Source organism: Paraburkholderia sp. J7 (assembly GCF_905220155.1).
Taxonomy (GTDB): domain Bacteria; phylum Pseudomonadota; class Gammaproteobacteria; order Burkholderiales; family Burkholderiaceae; genus Paraburkholderia.
On sequence record NZ_CAJMYZ010000024.1, the window covers coordinates 38933 to 54499 of the forward strand.

Annotated in this window: 15 protein-coding genes; 9 read left to right on the plus strand and 6 right to left on the minus strand. The window is 63.7% G+C overall.

Going from position 1 to position 15567, the window contains the following annotated elements; translation table 11 throughout:
• Positions 1 to 131 precede the first annotated feature (131 nt).
• Positions 132 to 506: a gamma-glutamylcyclotransferase family protein gene (locus tag U5A58_RS31980; protein ID WP_321964404.1), complete on the plus strand. Its 375-nt coding sequence runs from the start codon at positions 132 to 134 to the stop codon at positions 504 to 506.
• Between the two features lie 110 nt (positions 507 to 616).
• Here the strand turns inward: U5A58_RS31980 and U5A58_RS31985 are convergent, their stop codons facing one another.
• Positions 617 to 1516 (minus strand): LysR family transcriptional regulator, encoded by a 900-nt coding sequence (locus tag U5A58_RS31985; RefSeq protein WP_321964405.1) that lies wholly within the window; start codon positions 1514 to 1516, stop codon positions 617 to 619.
• 117 nt (positions 1517 to 1633) lie between these two features.
• Here U5A58_RS31985 and U5A58_RS31990 point away from each other — a divergent pair, with 117 nt between their 5' ends.
• Together U5A58_RS31990 and U5A58_RS31995 are read left to right on the plus strand one after the other, a co-directional pair.
• On the plus strand, positions 1634 to 2062 hold the full coding sequence (locus U5A58_RS31990; RefSeq protein ID WP_321915187.1) for a cupin domain-containing protein: 429 nt from the start codon (positions 1634 to 1636) through the stop codon (positions 2060 to 2062).
• A gap of 84 nt (positions 2063 to 2146) precedes the next feature.
• The gene (locus tag U5A58_RS31995) at positions 2147 to 2836 is read left to right on the plus strand and encodes a carboxymuconolactone decarboxylase family protein (RefSeq protein WP_321964406.1); all 690 of its coding nucleotides are present in this window, start codon (positions 2147 to 2149) and stop codon (positions 2834 to 2836) included.
• 149 nt (positions 2837 to 2985) lie between these two features.
• On the opposite strand, the gene U5A58_RS32000 is transcribed toward U5A58_RS31995, so the two are convergent.
• Together U5A58_RS32000 and U5A58_RS32005 are read right to left on the minus strand one after the other, a co-directional pair.
• Positions 2986 to 3804, minus strand: a complete 819-nt coding sequence (locus U5A58_RS32000; protein ID WP_321964407.1) for a sulfotransferase — start codon at positions 3802 to 3804, stop codon at positions 2986 to 2988.
• A gap of 156 nt (positions 3805 to 3960) precedes the next feature.
• Positions 3961 to 4947, minus strand: a complete 987-nt coding sequence (locus U5A58_RS32005; RefSeq protein WP_321964408.1) for an alpha/beta hydrolase — start codon at positions 4945 to 4947, stop codon at positions 3961 to 3963.
• A 196-nt stretch (positions 4948 to 5143) separates the two neighbouring features.
• Here U5A58_RS32005 and U5A58_RS32010 point away from each other — a divergent pair, with 196 nt between their 5' ends.
• Together U5A58_RS32010 and U5A58_RS32015 are read left to right on the plus strand one after the other, a co-directional pair.
• Positions 5144 to 5305: a DUF1328 domain-containing protein gene (locus U5A58_RS32010; RefSeq protein ID WP_158761410.1), complete on the plus strand. Its 162-nt coding sequence runs from the start codon at positions 5144 to 5146 to the stop codon at positions 5303 to 5305.
• A gap of 72 nt (positions 5306 to 5377) precedes the next feature.
• Positions 5378 to 5665 carry a DUF1488 domain-containing protein gene (locus U5A58_RS32015; protein ID WP_321915181.1) on the plus strand — a complete coding sequence of 96 codons (288 nt, stop codon included), beginning with the start codon at positions 5378 to 5380 and terminating at the stop codon, positions 5663 to 5665.
• A gap of 4 nt (positions 5666 to 5669) precedes the next feature.
• Here U5A58_RS32015 and tkt read toward each other — a convergent pair whose 3' ends face one another.
• On the minus strand, positions 5670 to 7787 hold the full coding sequence (gene tkt, locus U5A58_RS32020; RefSeq protein WP_321964409.1) for a transketolase: 2118 nt from the start codon (positions 7785 to 7787) through the stop codon (positions 5670 to 5672).
• 538 nt (positions 7788 to 8325) lie between these two features.
• Between tkt and U5A58_RS32025 the strand changes: the two genes are divergently transcribed.
• The 4 genes from U5A58_RS32025 to U5A58_RS32040 all read left to right on the plus strand — a co-directional run bounded on the left by U5A58_RS32025 (position 8326) and on the right by U5A58_RS32040 (position 12367).
• Positions 8326 to 9246: a TauD/TfdA dioxygenase family protein gene (locus U5A58_RS32025; RefSeq protein ID WP_415774323.1), complete on the plus strand. Its 921-nt coding sequence runs from the start codon at positions 8326 to 8328 to the stop codon at positions 9244 to 9246.
• A gap of 62 nt (positions 9247 to 9308) precedes the next feature.
• The gene (locus U5A58_RS32030) at positions 9309 to 10364 is read left to right on the plus strand and encodes an ABC transporter substrate-binding protein (protein ID WP_321964410.1); all 1056 of its coding nucleotides are present in this window, start codon (positions 9309 to 9311) and stop codon (positions 10362 to 10364) included.
• Between the two features lie 261 nt (positions 10365 to 10625).
• Positions 10626 to 11483 carry an ABC transporter ATP-binding protein gene (locus tag U5A58_RS32035; RefSeq protein ID WP_321964487.1) on the plus strand — a complete coding sequence of 286 codons (858 nt, stop codon included), beginning with the start codon at positions 10626 to 10628 and terminating at the stop codon, positions 11481 to 11483.
• A complete protein-coding gene (locus U5A58_RS32040) occupies positions 11480 to 12367 on the plus strand; it encodes an ABC transporter permease (RefSeq protein ID WP_321915177.1) in 888 nt (295 codons plus the stop codon). Before U5A58_RS32035 ends, U5A58_RS32040 begins: the two co-directional genes overlap by 4 nt.
• Positions 12368 to 13008: 641 nt before the next feature.
• On the opposite strand, the gene U5A58_RS32045 is transcribed toward U5A58_RS32040, so the two are convergent.
• Both U5A58_RS32045 and U5A58_RS32050 read right to left on the minus strand, forming a co-directional pair.
• On the minus strand, positions 13009 to 13989 hold the full coding sequence (locus U5A58_RS32045; RefSeq protein WP_321964411.1) for a zinc-dependent alcohol dehydrogenase family protein: 981 nt from the start codon (positions 13987 to 13989) through the stop codon (positions 13009 to 13011).
• A gap of 52 nt (positions 13990 to 14041) precedes the next feature.
• Positions 14042 to 15439 carry a dihydrolipoyl dehydrogenase gene (locus U5A58_RS32050; protein ID WP_321964412.1) on the minus strand — a complete coding sequence of 466 codons (1398 nt, stop codon included), beginning with the start codon at positions 15437 to 15439 and terminating at the stop codon, positions 14042 to 14044.
• Positions 15440 to 15567 lie beyond the last annotated feature (128 nt).

The window sequence follows — 15567 nt, forward strand, 5'->3', positions numbered from 1 at the left end:
ATCCGCCTGGTTGCTGGCAGCGCAAACGCAATATGTCCACGACCATGGTCCATCGAACTCGGCAAACCGGCTGGCAAGCCATTCGTGTCCGGTTGTAAAATACGGGCCCACACGCGTCTTGCTTGGACATTATGGCTAACACTGATCAGGTATTTTCAGAAAATCTCTTTTCATACGGCACGCTTCAGCTCGAGCAGGTGCAACTGGCAACGTTTGGCCGGAAACTTGACGGCCACGCTGATGACATGCCCGGCTATTCACTGACCATGCTGAAGATCGACGACCCCGAAGTCGTCAGGACAAGCGGGAAGACGCATCATCCTGTCGTGACCTATACGGCCAACACGACCGACAAGGTGAGCGGTATGGTCTTCGCGATCACACCCGAAGAACTTCAACATGCGGACGACTACGAAGTCGATGCATATCGGCGTGATCGCGTCGTTCTTGCTTCAGGCGCATCGGCATGGGTGTACGTAGACGCCGAGTCGCCGCGGCAAACTTGAGCAGGCATACGCAAGGCCGCACTCACTCCATTAGCGGCGACCCCGAAGCATTAGCACATCTTACTATCCACGACTTCAGTCGCCAATCACCTCGCAGTCGATGAGTTCATTCAATCGGCCGCGCCATCACGCAACGCAGCGATGATCAGCCGTACCGCGAGCGCGGACTGGCGCCGCGTCGCATAGTAGGCGTGGTGGCCGGTAAAGGTGGGAAACCAGTCTTCCAGCACCCATTGCAGTCGGCCTTCGCGCACATGGCGCTCGGCCAATGCGCGCGGAATGTAGGCGAGTCCAAAACCGCGCAAGGCTGCGTCGAGCATCTGATACGAATTATTGAAAACGAGCTGGCCGCGAACCCTGACCTCGATGTGCTTGTTGCCCTTGTGAAACTCCCACGGCAGGTCGGTATCGGTGCGGGGCAGCCTGAGATTGATGCAGTTGTGCGCCGTCAACTGCCGTGGATGCGCGAGCGCCGGCGCTGTGGCGAAATAGTCGGGCGCGCCCACGATCGCGAGCGTTTCGTCCGGCGCAATGCGCACGGCGATCATGTCTTTTTCCACCTGATCGCCGAGCCGCACACCAATGTCGAACCGCTCGGCGACGATGTCGGTAAATCCGTAGTCGTTGATGAGTTCGATGCGCAGATCGGGGTTCTCGCGCAGCACCCCCTGAAGCTTCGGCCAGATGTACTGGTTGGCCGCATAGTCCGTTGCCGTGATGCGGACCGTTCCGACGGCGCGCTCACGCAATTCGGCTATCGCGCGCAGTTCGGCGTCGATCTCTTCGAGCTTGGGCGTGACACCGTTCAGGAGCTGCTGACCGGCCTCGGTGGTCGACACGCTGCGTGTGGTGCGCACCAGCAGCAGCGAGCCTAGCCGCCGCTCGAGCGCCGCCACGCTCCTGCTAAGCGACGATTGCGATACGCCCAGCCTTCTCGCGGCGCGCGTGAAGCTGCGCTCCTGTGCCACTGTGAGCAGCGCGATCAGTTCGTTCAGGTCGGGAATTTCCATTTATGCACCATAGCATAAATCTATGCCGATTCTGCCATCTAGTCGGCGCACGGCTGAAGAACTAGATTGTCGGTTGGGTGTTTTCACCATCGGACCACACTGCAAAGGACGCAAATCATGACCACGCCGGCACAAACCATCATCCGCAACGGAACAAAGCCTTCGATCAAGGGGCCGGAGAGCTTCTTCACGGGCTCGGTGCGGATCGACAGCCCGTTCCAGGCGGAGGAACCTGGCCGAGCCGGCGGCGCCATCGTGACATTCGAGCCCGGTGCGCGCACGCATTGGCATACCCATCCGTTGGGGCAAACGCTGGTCGTGCTGTCGGGCGTGGGCTGGACGCAGTGCGAGGGTGGTGCACGCACGGAGATCCGGGCCGGCGATATCGTCGCCTGCTCATGCGGCAAGCGTCACTGGCACGGCGCAGCGCCGACCACTGCGATGTCGCACGTCGCGATCACCGAGATGCTCGACGGAAAGAACGTCGAATGGATGGAGCCCGTTACGGACGAGCAATACACGTCGGGCCCGCTGGTCACCGACTAATTCTGGCGTCAGTATCCGCAAGGAAATCGTCGAGGGAGCACACCGTGAGCGTTTCCTCTTTCTTCAGGATGACGAATGAATATTATGGATGTCTACGCTTGCTCTCCGGCACTGGCTCGCTATGAGCAGGAAGCGCTCTTTGGCAAGGTGTGGTCGCGCGCCGGCCTTTCGCGAAGGGATCGGAGCATTGTCACGCTGGCGGCTGTTATCACCCAGGGGCGAATCGATGCGCTGCCGTTCTACGCGAACTTCGCCCTCGATCACGGCGTCGCGCCAAAAGAGATGTCGGAGATCGTGACGCATCTCGCGTTCTATGCGGGCTGGTGCACCGGCACGACGGCGGCGGCCGCTATCGGGCGTGTGTTCGCCGACCGGGCCATTGGTGAAGATCAGCTTCCCGCTGAATCGCCGGCCTTGATGCCGCTGGACATGCAGGCGGAGGCGAGGCGTGCGCAGGCCGTGGAGCAAATGGTCGGCACGGCTTCACCGGGACTCGTGGCCGACACGGGTGCGGTTCTGTTTCGCGACCTCTGGCTTCGGCCCGATCTGTCGCCACGCGACCGGAGTCTCGTGACGGTTGCGTCGCTGATCACCGCCGGACACGTCGCGCAGGTGACGTTCCACCTGAACAAGGCAATGGACAACGGGCTGAAACCTGAAGAGGTTTCCGAAGCGGTCTCTCACCTTGCCTGGTACGCGGGATGGCCGAACGCCTTTTCAGCCGTTCCGGTGGTAAGAAGCGTTCTGGAGAGTCGCGCGGGTGGCAATGCCTGACGCCGATATCAGGTTCTCCTGGTCCGCGCCGTGACCTTCGGTGCGGACTTCTCCGAACGCCAGGCTACCGACTGCCTCATCATCGTGCTTAATTCGCCGTGCCTGCAATCGCGTGCGTACCTCGTCTTTCGAGCGCTGCTTTGCAGTAATTATATGGATTCCGAAAGAGTGGCGGGTGCCGAATAGCCAAGTTGCGTCGCCGCCTTTTCCGCAAGGGCGAGCAGCGCGTTATCCGTTGTTGGGGTAGGCGGGACGACGTAGAGATCGGCGATATCGGTCACCGGGTCGCTGAACGGCGTTGGCGCACTGCGCTGGGCGTGCAGGAAATCGCGGATCGGCGAAGCGTCCGTGAGGCCCAGAAAGCGCCCGATGCTTGCGATCGTCGTGTCCGCATCCTCGATCAGATTGCGATAGCCGACCGTCAAAGTCTGCTCCGCCGGAATCTCCGCAAAGAAGTCGATGATTTCGGTCACATACTGCCCCCACACGCGAACGCCGTCGTTGACGGACCCGATCCAGTGCTTGCGCACCAGCGAATTGGCGACCCAGCCGGGGTCGCGATGAAGATGAATGAAGCGCGCATTGGGCAACAGTTCGTGGATGAGCCGCAGGCACGACCCGGAGCGCGGCAAGCGCTCGATTGCGCCGATGCGGCCGGAAAGAATCGTAGGATCGGCGTAAGGGGGATGTTTGTCGCCCCAGATCGGCGCCGACATTTCGAGGTCTTCACGATAGAAGCGCTCGACCCAGGCGCCAAGCGTGCGGCGGCCAAAGGCGTTGAAGCGGTCGCGGCAGGCGCCGCTCATCAAATCGGGGCGCTGGCTGCCCACATCCAGCATTTCCTTGACCAGCGCGAAAACCCGGCATTCGTTGGTTAGCTGGATGTGCGGGTGCGCATTGAGAACAGAGCAGAGAAACGTTGTTCCCGAACGCGGTGCGCCGACAATGAATAGCGGAAAAGAACGCATTCAGCCATCTCCCTGTTTCGTCTTGCGCCGGTTTCGCGTGATGCCTTCCTTTGCACTGATGTTACCTGCCGATGCTGGCGCGAAACTGACGACGCGATGGCCGAAGCGACAATGCGGCGGCTGGGTCACAGGGCCGCACGAAGGGAAGCGGGAAAGTTAGCGCAAGTTCGCCTGGAAAAACGCGAGCACGCTGGCGTCGAATGCCTGATGAAAGGCGACCCGGTCGAAACCGTGCTCATCCACGCAAATCTCGCGCATCTGCTCTTTCATAGCCTCGGCGCAGGGCGCGAGAAAGGCGAAATGCGCCGAGTTCGGCACGAAGTGATAGTCGGGTTTGCGGGGCAGTGTCTTCGCGAGCGCGGGCGCGTTGTGGGGCATGACGCCGTCGCCGCCATACTGCGAAGCCCACATCTGGATGGGCGCGGTGACGTTCTTCAGATCGCTCGCGGCAGGGAATTCATTGAGCGGGTCGGCGAGCACGAACGCCTTGATTCGCGCGTCGGCCGGCAGCGGCTGCGTGGGCACGTCTCCACGCGCAACTTCGTCGCAGACCGGCGGCCGCGGGTCCGGGCAAGGCACATCGGCGTGCTGGAAGTCCGGCACGCCGCCCGCTAACACAAGACCCGTATAGCCGCCGCGCGAAAAGCCAAAGAAGCCAATGCGTTGCGGGTCGATTTTCGCGGCGTCTGGCGCGGCGCTCAGCATGTAGTCGATCACGCGCTTGATATCGGCCGGCCGCTCGATGAACACGGAGATATCGCCCGAGCGGCCCGGATCGGCGAACGAGTCGCCGGGGTGGTTGATAGCGGCCACAACGAAGCCCGCGTCGGCCAGCGTCTCGGCAAGGTCATGATGACCCAGAAACGAGCCGGTGTGGCCGTGCGAAATGACGACGAGCGGGAGCTTCTCGCCAGTCGTCGGACAGTCGCGCCGCCCGCGCAGGATGTATGGACCGAACGGCACGTCCTCCGCGGGCTCGGCACATGGCGTCCATACCATGGCTTTCAATGCCGGGCCGTTGGCGTCGGCGGGAATGTCGAGCCGCTTGAAGCCTGCCGCGTGTGCGGTTGCCGCAAGCAGGCAGAAGAGCACGGTCAATATCGAAGCAGCGGCATACCGAAGTTTGTTGTGGGTTGTCGTCATGGTGCTTCCGTAGGGATTGGGAATGTCTCCACCTTCTCGCTACAAGATTCGCTACGCGTGGCCATGCGCGCCCAGGCGCCGTGAGACATGTTGGAACTGTCCCCACTGGAGGCTTGGGAATTCTCGCGCCTGCGCGAAAGTCCGCTCGGGCACGGCCGTTGCGCATAGAGGAGGGATACTTCCAAAGGAGCCGGCAATGCTTTACTACGCGATCGTATTTTTCGTCATAGCCATCATCGCGGCTGTCTTCGGGTTTGGCGGGATCGCCGCGGGTGCTGCGGGCATCGCCAAGATTCTGTTCCTGATATTCGTGATTCTCTTCCTGGCCAGCCTGCTTTTCGGCATCTCGCGGCGTTGACAGGTCGCCTGCGCGCCGCCACGCGGCGGCGCTTGATTGGTTACGCGCCCGATATTCAGGAGTCCACCCGTCATGAACATTTCCTTTCCCGAAGGTCCGGTCGAGTACGACACGCAGGAGTACGCGCTCACGTTTGTTGCCGTGGCGGATTCGGTCCCGGTGGACTGCGCGATAACCGCTGAAGCGCTGGAGGATCGCTTCGGCGCGAGATCGTTGCGCGAGCCCGACCTGCGCCTCGCGTTCCACCGCAACCGCGCCGCCATCGAAGCGGCCGCCGCCCGGCTCATCGAGGAGACGGACGGCAAGCCGGTGACGCTTCACAGTGGCTATTTGCGCATGTACGGCACAAGCAGGCACTGACGGCTTACTCGCGGGCTCCCGACTTGCAGCGCGCAATCTGCTTCTTCGCTTCTTCCACCACGTGCTCCGGCGTGAAGCCGAATTTGGTCCTCAGCGCCTTGATAGGCGCGGAGGCGCCAAATGTGCGCATCACGATCTGCGCGCCGAAGCGGCCGACGTAGCGGTCCCAGCCGAGCGAAGCGGCTTGCTCCACGGCCACGCGCGCATGGATGCCCGGCGGCAGCACCGAATCGCGGTATGCCTCGTCTTCCAGCTCGAACAGGCCCCATGAAGGCATCGAGACCACGCGCGCGGCGATCCCCTCGTTTTGCAGCGTTTCGTATGCGGAAATACATAGCGAAACTTCGCTGCCCGTGGCGAGGAGCAGCACTTCGGGCTGCTTGCCATCGGGTGCGTCGGCGAGCACATAGGCGCCGCGCCGCACGCCTTGTGCGCTCGCGTATTTCGTGCGGTCGAGCGTGGGCAGGGCCTGGCGTGTCAACACGAGGCAGGCCGGTTCATGCGCACGCGTGAGCGCCACGCGCCAGGCCTCTGCGGTTTCGTTGGCGTCGGCGGGGCGCAGCGTGAGGAGGTCCGGTACGCTGCGCAGCGCGGCGAGTTGCTCGATCGGCTGGTGCGTGGGCCCGTCCTCGCCAAGACCAATCGAATCGTGCGTGAACACGTAGACCACGGGCAGCTCCATGATCGCGGCGAGCCGGATGGGGGGCTTCATGTAGTCGCTGAAAATGAGGAACGTCGATGCGAACGGTCGCAAGCCCGAAAGCGCGAGGCCATTGCAGACCGCGCCCATGCCGTGCTCGCGAATGCCGAAGTGCAGGTTGCGGCCGTCGTAGTGATCGCGCTCGAAGCTTCCTGCGCCCTCGAACTTGAGATTGGTCTTGGTGGAGGGCGAGAGGTCGGCGGCGCCGCCGATCATCCACGGCACGCGTTGCGCAATGGCGTTGAGCACCTTGCCCGATGAATCGCGCGTGGCAAGGCCCTTTTCATCGGCTTCGAAGGTCGGAATGTCGGCGTCCCAGCCCTCGGGCAGCTTGCCCTCGAGCATCAGGCTCAGTTCTTTCGCCGGCTCGGGGTAGCGCTTCGCATAGTCGTCGTAGCGTTGCTTCCACGTTTCGTGCGCCGCCGTGCCGCGCGCGCCCATGCCTTGCGCGAAACGCTCGTACACGCCATCGGGCACGAGGAATTGAGCGTCCTCCGGCCAGCCGTACGCACGCTTGGCGAGGCGCACTTCCTCTTCGCCCAGCGCCTCGCCGTGCGCCGCCGCCGTGTCCTGCCGGTTCGGCGCGCCCCAGCCGATGATGCTTTTCACCACGATGAGCGTCGGCTTGTCGGTCACGGCCTGCGCTGCTTCGATGGCGGCTTCGATCGCGTTCGTGTCGTTGGCGTCGTCCACGTGCAGCGTGTGCCAGTGGTAGCCGCGAAAACGCGATTCGACGTCGTCGCGATAGGCGAGGTCGGTGCGTCCTTCGATCGTGATGTGGTTGCTGTCGTAAAACCAGATCAGATTCGACAGACCGAGGTGGCCCGCGAGCGAAGCCGCCTCGTGCGAGACGCCTTCCATCATGTCGCCGTCGCCGCACAGCGCATAGACGCGGTAGTCGAAGATCGTGGCGTCGGGGCGATTGAAGCGCTGCGCGAGCCAGCGCTCGGCCATGGCCATGCCCACGCTGTTGCCGAGCCCCTGGCCGAGCGGCCCGGTGGTCGTCTCCACGCCCGTTGTCATGCGATATTCCGGGTGCCCCGGCGTCACGCTGTCGAGCTGGCGAAAGTGTTTGATATCGTCGAGCGAGACCGCGGGCTTGCCCGTGAGCTTGCCTTGCTCGTCTACGGCTTGCACGCCTGTAAGGTGCAACAGCGAGTAGAGCAGCATGGAAGCGTGACCGTTCGAGAGCACGAAGCGGTCGCGGTTTGGCCATAGCGGCGCGGCAGGGTCATAACGCAGATGATGCTGCCAGATCTGGTATGCGAGCGGCGCGAGCGCCATGGGGGTGCCGGGGTGGCCGGAATTGGCTTTTTGCACGGCGTCCATCGACAAGGTGCGGATCGTGTCGATGACGCGGCGGTCGAGATCGGATGGATCGGCCTTGGTGGGCGTGGCATTCGAGGTTGCATTCGATGACATGAGCTCGGACTCCTCGGCAGGGGCGCGCTGCATGCGGGCGGCAGCGCGCGAAGGCATGGATGCGCAAAAGCGGTGCCAGCTAGTCAACCGCGCTTGGGACCCTGGGGGCGCACGTTTTGCGGATTGGCACCATCGCGTCCCTCCATTTGGCTTACCGAGCCGATGCATAGAAAGCGCATCACAAGGTTGCTGCCGAGAGCGGCGCGAGCGTGGGCGCGCCGCGCTTCACGGAGCGGGACGTTCAAACGTTGATGGGCGGTGTGGCGAAGGCAGTGCCCGTTCGCGCAGGCAGGGGTGCTCACGCTTGTGATCGTATTCCCATTTGGACACGCTCGCTCCAGGCGCGCGCACCGCGCATGGAAGTTATGCGCGGTGTGCGCGAAATGGCGGTACGCCGCGTGCTTCACCGGCGCACGCGCCGTATGCCTTAACAGCGCCTTTATGACTCGAACGGATAAACGTATCGGATTTGCTTCGTTGTCAGCCGGCGTGCGGATCACGTAGATTGAAGCTATTGCTTACCTGAAAGGCTTGCTGCGTGACTACCCCCGCCACATTCACGGCTTCTGCCGCTGCTTTTGCCCCTTCGAGCGCGGCCGCCGCGTCCCAGCACTTCGAGATTGTTCCCTTGAATGCGCCACTTGGCGCGGAAGTCGTCGGCCTCGATCTCGCGAAGCCGGTTTCAAGCGAGGATTTCGCACGCATTCATCGCGCGCACCTCGATCATCACGTGCTGGTGTTTCGCGACCAGCGCATCACGCCGGAACAACAGGTCGAGTTCAGCCGCCGCTTCGGGCCGCTGCAGATCCACGTGCTGCACCAGTTCGCGCTGCCGGGCCACCCGGAAGTGCTGATCGTTTCGAACATCGTGGAGAACGGCAAGCCCATTGGCCTTGGCGATGCGGGCCATTTCTGGCATTCCGATCTTTCATACAAGGAGAAGCCGAGCCTCGGTTCGCTGCTGCACGCGCAGGAGTTGCCCGCGGAGGGCGGGGACACGCTGTTTGCCAACATGCATCTCGCGTGGGACACGCTGCCTGCGCACTTGCGCAGCGCCGTGCAAGGGCGGCGCGCCGAGCACACCTATCTCGCGCGCTATGCGGAACTTCAGGCGCGCAGCCCGTGGCGGCCGAATCTCACCGCGGAGCAGATCGCGCAGGTCAAGCCCGTTGTGCATCCGGTCGTGCGCACGCACCCCGAAACGGGCCGCAAAGCGCTGTTCGTGAGCGAGCACTTCACGACGCGCATCGTCGATCTGCCTGAGGACGAAAGCCGCGCGCTGCTCGACGAGTTGTTCGCCCACAGCGTGCGGGTGGAGCATTGCTACCGCCACGAATGGCGCGAGCAAGACCTCGTGTTCTGGGACAACCGTTCGCTCATGCATCTCGCGGCGGGCACGCCCGATCATCTGCGCCGCAAGCTTTATCGCACCACCATCGAAGGCGACACGCCGTTTTGATACGCGCTGCGGCGCGCTTCTCGCGCGCAGCGTATTGCACAAAATAAAAAGGAATCCATAGCATGTCGCTTTCTATCGGTAATGTGTTCGCCAGCCGCGCGAACGCGTGGCGGCGCGCGGGCGCCGCTTCACTCGCCGTTGTGCTCGCATCGTTTGGCCTGAGCGCGCCTGCGCCGGCGCGCGCGGAAGGGCAGATCCGCATTGCGGAGCAGTTCGGCGTTGTGTACCTGATGCTCAATGTCGCGCGCGACCAGCATTTCATCGAGCAGGAGGGCCGCAAGGCCGGCATCGACATCAAGGTCGACTGGCTGCGTCTTTCCGGCGGCGCGGCCGTGAACGATGCATTGCTTTCCGGCGCAGTGGACGTGGCCGGTGCGGGCGTGGGCCCGCTGCTCACGGTGTGGGACCGCACGCACGGCAAGCAGAACGTGAAAGGCGTGGCGTCGCTCGGCAATCTGCCGTACTACCTCGTCACCACGAATCCAAACGTCAGGACCATTGCCGACTTCACGAGCAAGGACCGGATTGCCGTGCCGGCAGTGGGCGTTTCCGTGCAGTCGCGCGTGCTGCAATACGCGGCGGCGAAACAGTGGGGCGAGAAGCAGTTCGACCGGCTCGACGCATCCAGTCAGGCGATTCCGCACCCGGACGCGACGGCGGCGATCATCGCGAATAGCAGCGTGATCACGGCGCACTTCGGCAATCCGCCGTTCCAGCAGCAGGAACTGGCGGCCAACCCGAAGGCGCATATCGTGCTCAACTCGTACGACGTGCTGGGCGGCCCGAGTTCGGCCACGGTGCTTTACGCCACGCAGAAGTTCCGCGACGAGAACCCGAAGACGTATCGCGCATTCGTGGCGGCGCTCGCCGACGCGGCCAGCTTCATCGCCGCGCATCCCGAGCAGGCGGCGGACATCTATATTCGCGTGAACGACTCGAAGATCGACCGCAATCTGCTCCTGAAGATCCTGCGCGATCCGCAGGTGCAGTTCAAGACCGCGCCGCAGAATACGCTCGCGCTGGCGCAATTCATGTATCGCGTGGGCGCGATCCGCAACGAGCCGAAGTCGTGGCGCGATTACTTCTTCGACGATCCGGCGGTTGCCAACGGCAGTTGAGCCAGCGCGGTTCGAGCACCGGATAACGGGCCCCCTTGTGGGCCCGTTTGCATTGATGGCAAGCATCCAGCGCTTATATGCAGGCCTGGTTTGAATATGTCGATTCATTGGTTGGGCGGCGCGCCGGGTGCCCGTATGTTGACGTTTTATCTGCTGGATTTGCGAAAAGTGAACGTCACCACCACCAGATTCTGGGAGCGCGCACCGGCCGTGCGCCGTGAAGCGGGCGCGGCGCAACGCGTCGCTGCGAGCGAGCGGCCAGTGCATACCGAACGCGCAGAGCAGGCAGGGGCGCACAGCGAACGCCTGCTTGCCATCGAAAACGTCAGCCTCGAATACCGCAGCCGCGAGCGCATCGTGCGCGCCACGCAGGACGTGAGCTTCGACGTCTACGGCGCCGACCGCTTCGTGCTGCTGGGCCCTTCGGGTTGCGGCAAGTCCACCTTGCTCAAGGCGATTGCTGGCTTTATCGAGCCGGTGTCGGGATCGATCTCGCTGGCGGGCGAACCCGTGCGCGGACCGGGCGCCGACCGCGTGGTGGTGTTCCAGGAGTTCGACCAGTTGCCGCCCTGGAAGACGGTGGCCGAGAACGTGGCGTTTCCGTTGCGCGTGGCGCGCAAACTGCCGCGCGCCGAAGCACGCGAGCGCGCGCTCCATTACCTCGACAAGGTAGGACTCGCCGCGTTCGCCGATGCTTACCCGCACACGCTTTCGGGCGGCATGAAGCAGCGCGTGGCGATTGCGCGTGCGCTCGCCATGCAGCCGCGCGTGCTGCTGATGGACGAACCCTTCGCCGCGCTTGACGCCCTCACGCGCCGCAAGATGCAGGAGGAACTGCTGCGCCTGTGGGACGACGCGCGCTTCACGCTGCTGTTCGTCACCCATTCGATCGAGGAAGCGCTCGTGGTCGGCAACCGCATTCTGCTGCTCTCGCCGCACCCGGGGCGCGTGCGCGCCGAGGTGAACAGTCACGCGTATTCGCACGCGAGCATGGGTGGCGTGGACTTTCGCGAGAGCGTGGCGCGCATCCATCGCCTGCTATTCGATACCGATACTGAAGCCGGCAGTCAAGCCGACAACGAAGCCGACAACGAAGCTGAAAAGGAGGCCGGCCGATGAGCACGCCACACCCTACGCTGCCGCCTTTGCCGCCTGTGCGCGCGGAATACGAGCGTCCCTTGCTGCCGGTGCAGGCAGGCGCCGACTCCGCGCCGCTGCCGCTTGCGCGGCGTGTGCTCGATGCGGGCTGGTTTCGGCGCACGCTCATCGCGCTCGTGCTGATTGCGGGCTGGGAGGTCACGGCGCGCGTGGTAGCGAACGATTTGCTCGTGCCGACATTCGGCGCGACGCTTGCCGCGTTTGTGCAGGGCATTGTGAGCGGTGAATTGCTCGTGAAAACGGGCATATCGATGTCGGTTCTGCTGCGCGGCTATGCGATTGGCGTGGTGCTGGCGTTCGTGCTCACGTCGCTTGCGGTTTCCACGCGTGTGGGTCGCGATTTGCTTTCCATGCTTACCGCGATGTTCAATCCGCTGCCTTCTATCGCACTGCTGCCGATTGCGCTGCTCTGGTTTGGGCTCGGCACCGGCAGCTTGCTGTTCGTGCTCGTGCATGCCGTGCTGTGGCCGCTCGCGCTGAACATGTACACGGGTTTTCTGGGCGTGCCCGCGACGCTGCGCATGGCGGGGCGCAACTATGGGTTGAGCGGGCTGCGCCAGGTCGTGCTGATTCTCGTGCCTGCGGCGTTGCCCTCGATCATCGCGGGACTGCGTGTAGGCTGGGCATTCGCCTGGCGCACGTTGATCGCCGCGGAACTTGTGTTTGGCGCGAGCGCCGGGCAGGGTGGGCTTGGGTGGTATATCTTTCAGAACCGCAACGAGCTTTATACCGATCGTGTGTTTGCCGGGCTTGCTGCCGTTATTGTGATTGGGCTGCTCGTTGAGCATCTGGTGTTTGATACGCTGGAGCGGCTCACTGTGCGGCGCTGGGGTGTGCAGCATTAAGAGTGTGGGCTCCGCTGGGGCTGTTTTTGTGGCTCTCTTGCCGGGTTGGCCTTTCCTTGTATTCGCGTCGGTATGCCAGCGTTGCCCCTGTGCGGGGCGGCACCTACTTTTCTTTGCAGCGGCAAAGAAAAGTAGGCAAAAGAAAGCCGCTCAAACCGCCAATGCCTGCCACAGTTCACCTCGCACCACCCCAGGTGAATGGCTCCGGAGCGTCTGTCACCTCGCACCACTGGACTGAGTGACAAGGCGCTCATCCTTCCGGCGGCGCTGCGCGCCCCGAAGGGCATAACCCCAAACCATTGCGGCGCGTGAGTTCCCGCAAAGCTGACTCGTACCCCTGGTTTCCCTTGCAGACCCGGCCGCTGCGCGCGTAGCGAGCAGCGGGAACGGGCGAGCCCCTTGTCACTAACGAGAATGGTGCGAGGCGACAGACGCTCCGGAGCCATTCACCTGTCGTGGTGCGAGATGAACTGTGGCAGGCATTGGCGGTTTGAGCGGCTTTCTTTTGCCTACTTTTCTTTGCCGCTGCAAAGAAAAGTAGGTGCCGCCCCGCACAGGGGCAACGCTGGCACACCGACACGAACACAAGGAAAGGCCAAAGCGCCAGGACCCGCAAAAAAAAGCCCCGCGCAAAGCAGCCCTCAACCAATCTCAACAACAATCTTACTAGCCGCACTACCGTCGGCGACGGCCCCATAAGCGCTCTCAGCATCCGCGAACGCAAAGCGCCTCGCATCCACCCGGGGCGCAAGCTTGCCCGCCTCGGCAAGCCGCGTCGCCTCGGCGAGCATTTCACCGTGATGCGCACGATGCTTCCCGCTCAACAGCGGATAGAGCGTAAACACACCCGAATACGTCGCCTCACGAAACGACAGCGGCGCGAGCGCATGCGTCCCCCACCCGAGCGCGCTCACCACATGCCCGAAATGCTTGACCGCGGCAAACGAAGCGTCGAGCGTTTTGCCGCCCACGGTATCCACCACGAGATCGAAGCCCGCGCCTGCCGTGTGCGCCTGAACGTACTGCTCGACACTTAGCGAGCCATAGTCAACAGGCGTCGCGCCCAACTGCGAAATAACATCCAGGTTGCGTGCGCTTCCCGTCGCGAAGACCTCAGCGCCAAGCGCCCGCGCAATCTGCACGGCCACGTGTCCGACACCCCCCGCACCGCCCTGAACCAGCACGCTCTGAGCCGCCGCCAGATGCGCACGATCGACAATGCCCGACCAAGCCGTTATGAATGCAAGCGGCAGCGCGGCGGCTTCGCGCATGGACAGATTCGCGGGCTTGCGCGCGAGGAGGTCCGCATCCACAGCGGCGTACTCGGCCAACGCGCCTTGAATGCCACCCACGCCGCCTGTCATGCCGTACACCTCGTCGCCCGGCGCGAGACGCGTGACGCCCGCGCCAACCGCTTCCACCACGCCCGCCATATCGATACCTAGCACGAGCGGCAACGGATGCTTCGCATGGTCGGCCTTGCCCGCGCGAATCTTCACGTCGAGCGGATTGAGCCCCGCCGCATGAATGCGCACGAGCACCTGGCCCGTTTGCGGCTGCGGACGATCGAGCGTGGCAAGTTCGAGCGGGCCATCGTATTGGTTGAGAACGAGCGCTTTCATTTTCGGTGTGTGTGCCCTTGTGAGTTAGTGAGGTTGCCTAAGCAAAACTTGCTTAGCCCTTGTCGTTCAGTTGCGAGGCGGCGTCACGCAACGCGGTGCGCAATCCTTCTTCCACTACGGGGTGATAGAACGGCATCGCCAGCATGTCGTCCACGCTCAGCCCCATCTGCACGCTCCACGCGAGCAGGTGGCCGATATGCTCCGCCGCCGGTCCAAACCATTCCGCACCCACGAAGCGCCGTGTCGCCCGATCCACGTAGACGTGGCCGACGCCGTGGTTCTTGAGCATCACGCGGCTGCGACCCTGGTCCTCGAAGCTCACGGCGCCCGTCACGAAACTGCCCGCCGCCAGTTGCCGGTGCGACTTGCCGGCGATCGCGATCTGCGGGTCGGAGAAGACGATGGCAAGCGGCGCGCGGCGCGCAACGGCCTCGATCTCCGGAAAGCGCGCCGCATTGCGGCCCGCTGCGCGGCCCTCGTCGGCGGCTTCGTGGAGCAGCGGCAGCACGTCGTTCGCGTCGCCCGCCACGAACACCGGCGCGCCACTGGCTTGCAGCGTAGCCGGGTCGAAGCGCGGCACACCGTGCGCGTCGAGTTCGAGCGAGGTGTTCGCGAGGCCAAGGGTCGCCACGTTGGCATGCCGACCCGCTGCCGCCAATACGTAATCAAATGTCTCTTCGGACTCCGTGTCATCCGCGCGGGCGTAGCGAAGCGTCACGCCCGCATCGTTGCGCGTCGCGGATACGACACGTCCCTGCGTTTCGAAGTGCATTTCCGCGCCAAACACGCGGTGCGCTTCGGCGATCACACGCGGGTCTGTGAGCGGTCCCACGCTGCCGTGCGAGCCGCCGTACAACGTGACCCGCACACCCAGCCGCGCGAGCGCCTGGCCAAGTTCCAGGCCGATCACACCCGAACCGACCACCGCCACGCTGCGCGGCAGGTCCTCCCACGCGAACACGTCGTCGTTGACGATGAGCCGGTCGCCAAGTCCCGCGAGCGACCCGGGTATCGTGGGCGTCGATCCCGTTGCGATCACGACGCTCTTTGCGCGCACCCGCGTGTGCTCGCCAACCTGGATCAGGCCGTCGTCGATGAAGCGTGCATGCCCAACCAGGCGGTCCGCCTCGGGCAGTGCGAGCGTGCTTTCCACGACGAAACCGACGAACCGGTCGCGCTCGCTGCGCACGCGCGCCATCACGGCGCGCCCGTCGATTTCCATGCCGCGCGGATTCACGCCGAAGCGCGGCGCCAGACTCACCGCGTGCGCCGCCTCGGCCGCTGCGATCAACAGCTTCGAGGGCATACAGCCCACGCGCGCGCACGTCGTGCCGTAGGCGCCGCCTTCGATGATGATTGCGCTCGCACCTTCCGCCTTCGCGGCGCGGTAAGCGGAGAGTCCGGCCGTGCCGGCGCCGATGATGGCGACATCCGTTCGCAGAGTTTGCATCGTGTTTCCTTGAAGGGCTCATGCATTCGTTGACATGTGCCAGTCTAGGAGGTCGACGTACGTGGGTGAATGTCGGCGCTGCTCAAGTTCATGCCCGATCGTCTCACGCAAGGCGAGGCAAGGTGAGG

Bases quoted from the DNA above. Each gene is read 5' to 3' on its own strand.
- U5A58_RS31980 (WP_321964404.1), top strand. From the start codon at position 132: ATGGCTAACACTGATCAGGTATTTTCAGAAAATCTCTTTTCATACGGC.
- U5A58_RS31985 (WP_321964405.1), bottom strand. From the start codon at position 1,516: ATGGAAATTCCCGACCTGAACGAACTGATCGCGCTGCTCACAGTGGCA.
- U5A58_RS31990 (WP_321915187.1), top strand. From the start codon at position 1,634: ATGACCACGCCGGCACAAACCATCATCCGCAACGGAACAAAGCCTTCG.
- U5A58_RS31995 (WP_321964406.1), top strand. From the start codon at position 2,147: ATGGATGTCTACGCTTGCTCTCCGGCACTGGCTCGCTATGAGCAGGAA.
- U5A58_RS32000 (WP_321964407.1), bottom strand. From the start codon at position 3,804: ATGCGTTCTTTTCCGCTATTCATTGTCGGCGCACCGCGTTCGGGAACA.
- U5A58_RS32005 (WP_321964408.1), bottom strand. From the start codon at position 4,947: ATGACGACAACCCACAACAAACTTCGGTATGCCGCTGCTTCGATATTG.
- U5A58_RS32010 (WP_158761410.1), top strand. From the start codon at position 5,144: ATGCTTTACTACGCGATCGTATTTTTCGTCATAGCCATCATCGCGGCT.
- U5A58_RS32015 (WP_321915181.1), top strand. From the start codon at position 5,378: ATGAACATTTCCTTTCCCGAAGGTCCGGTCGAGTACGACACGCAGGAG.
- tkt (WP_321964409.1), bottom strand. From the start codon at position 7,787: ATGTCATCGAATGCAACCTCGAATGCCACGCCCACCAAGGCCGATCCA.
- U5A58_RS32030 (WP_321964410.1), top strand. From the start codon at position 9,309: ATGTCGCTTTCTATCGGTAATGTGTTCGCCAGCCGCGCGAACGCGTGG.
- U5A58_RS32040 (WP_321915177.1), top strand. From the start codon at position 11,480: ATGAGCACGCCACACCCTACGCTGCCGCCTTTGCCGCCTGTGCGCGCG.
- U5A58_RS32045 (WP_321964411.1), bottom strand. From the start codon at position 13,989: ATGAAAGCGCTCGTTCTCAACCAATACGATGGCCCGCTCGAACTTGCC.
- U5A58_RS32050 (WP_321964412.1), bottom strand. From the start codon at position 15,439: ATGCAAACTCTGCGAACGGATGTCGCCATCATCGGCGCCGGCACGGCC.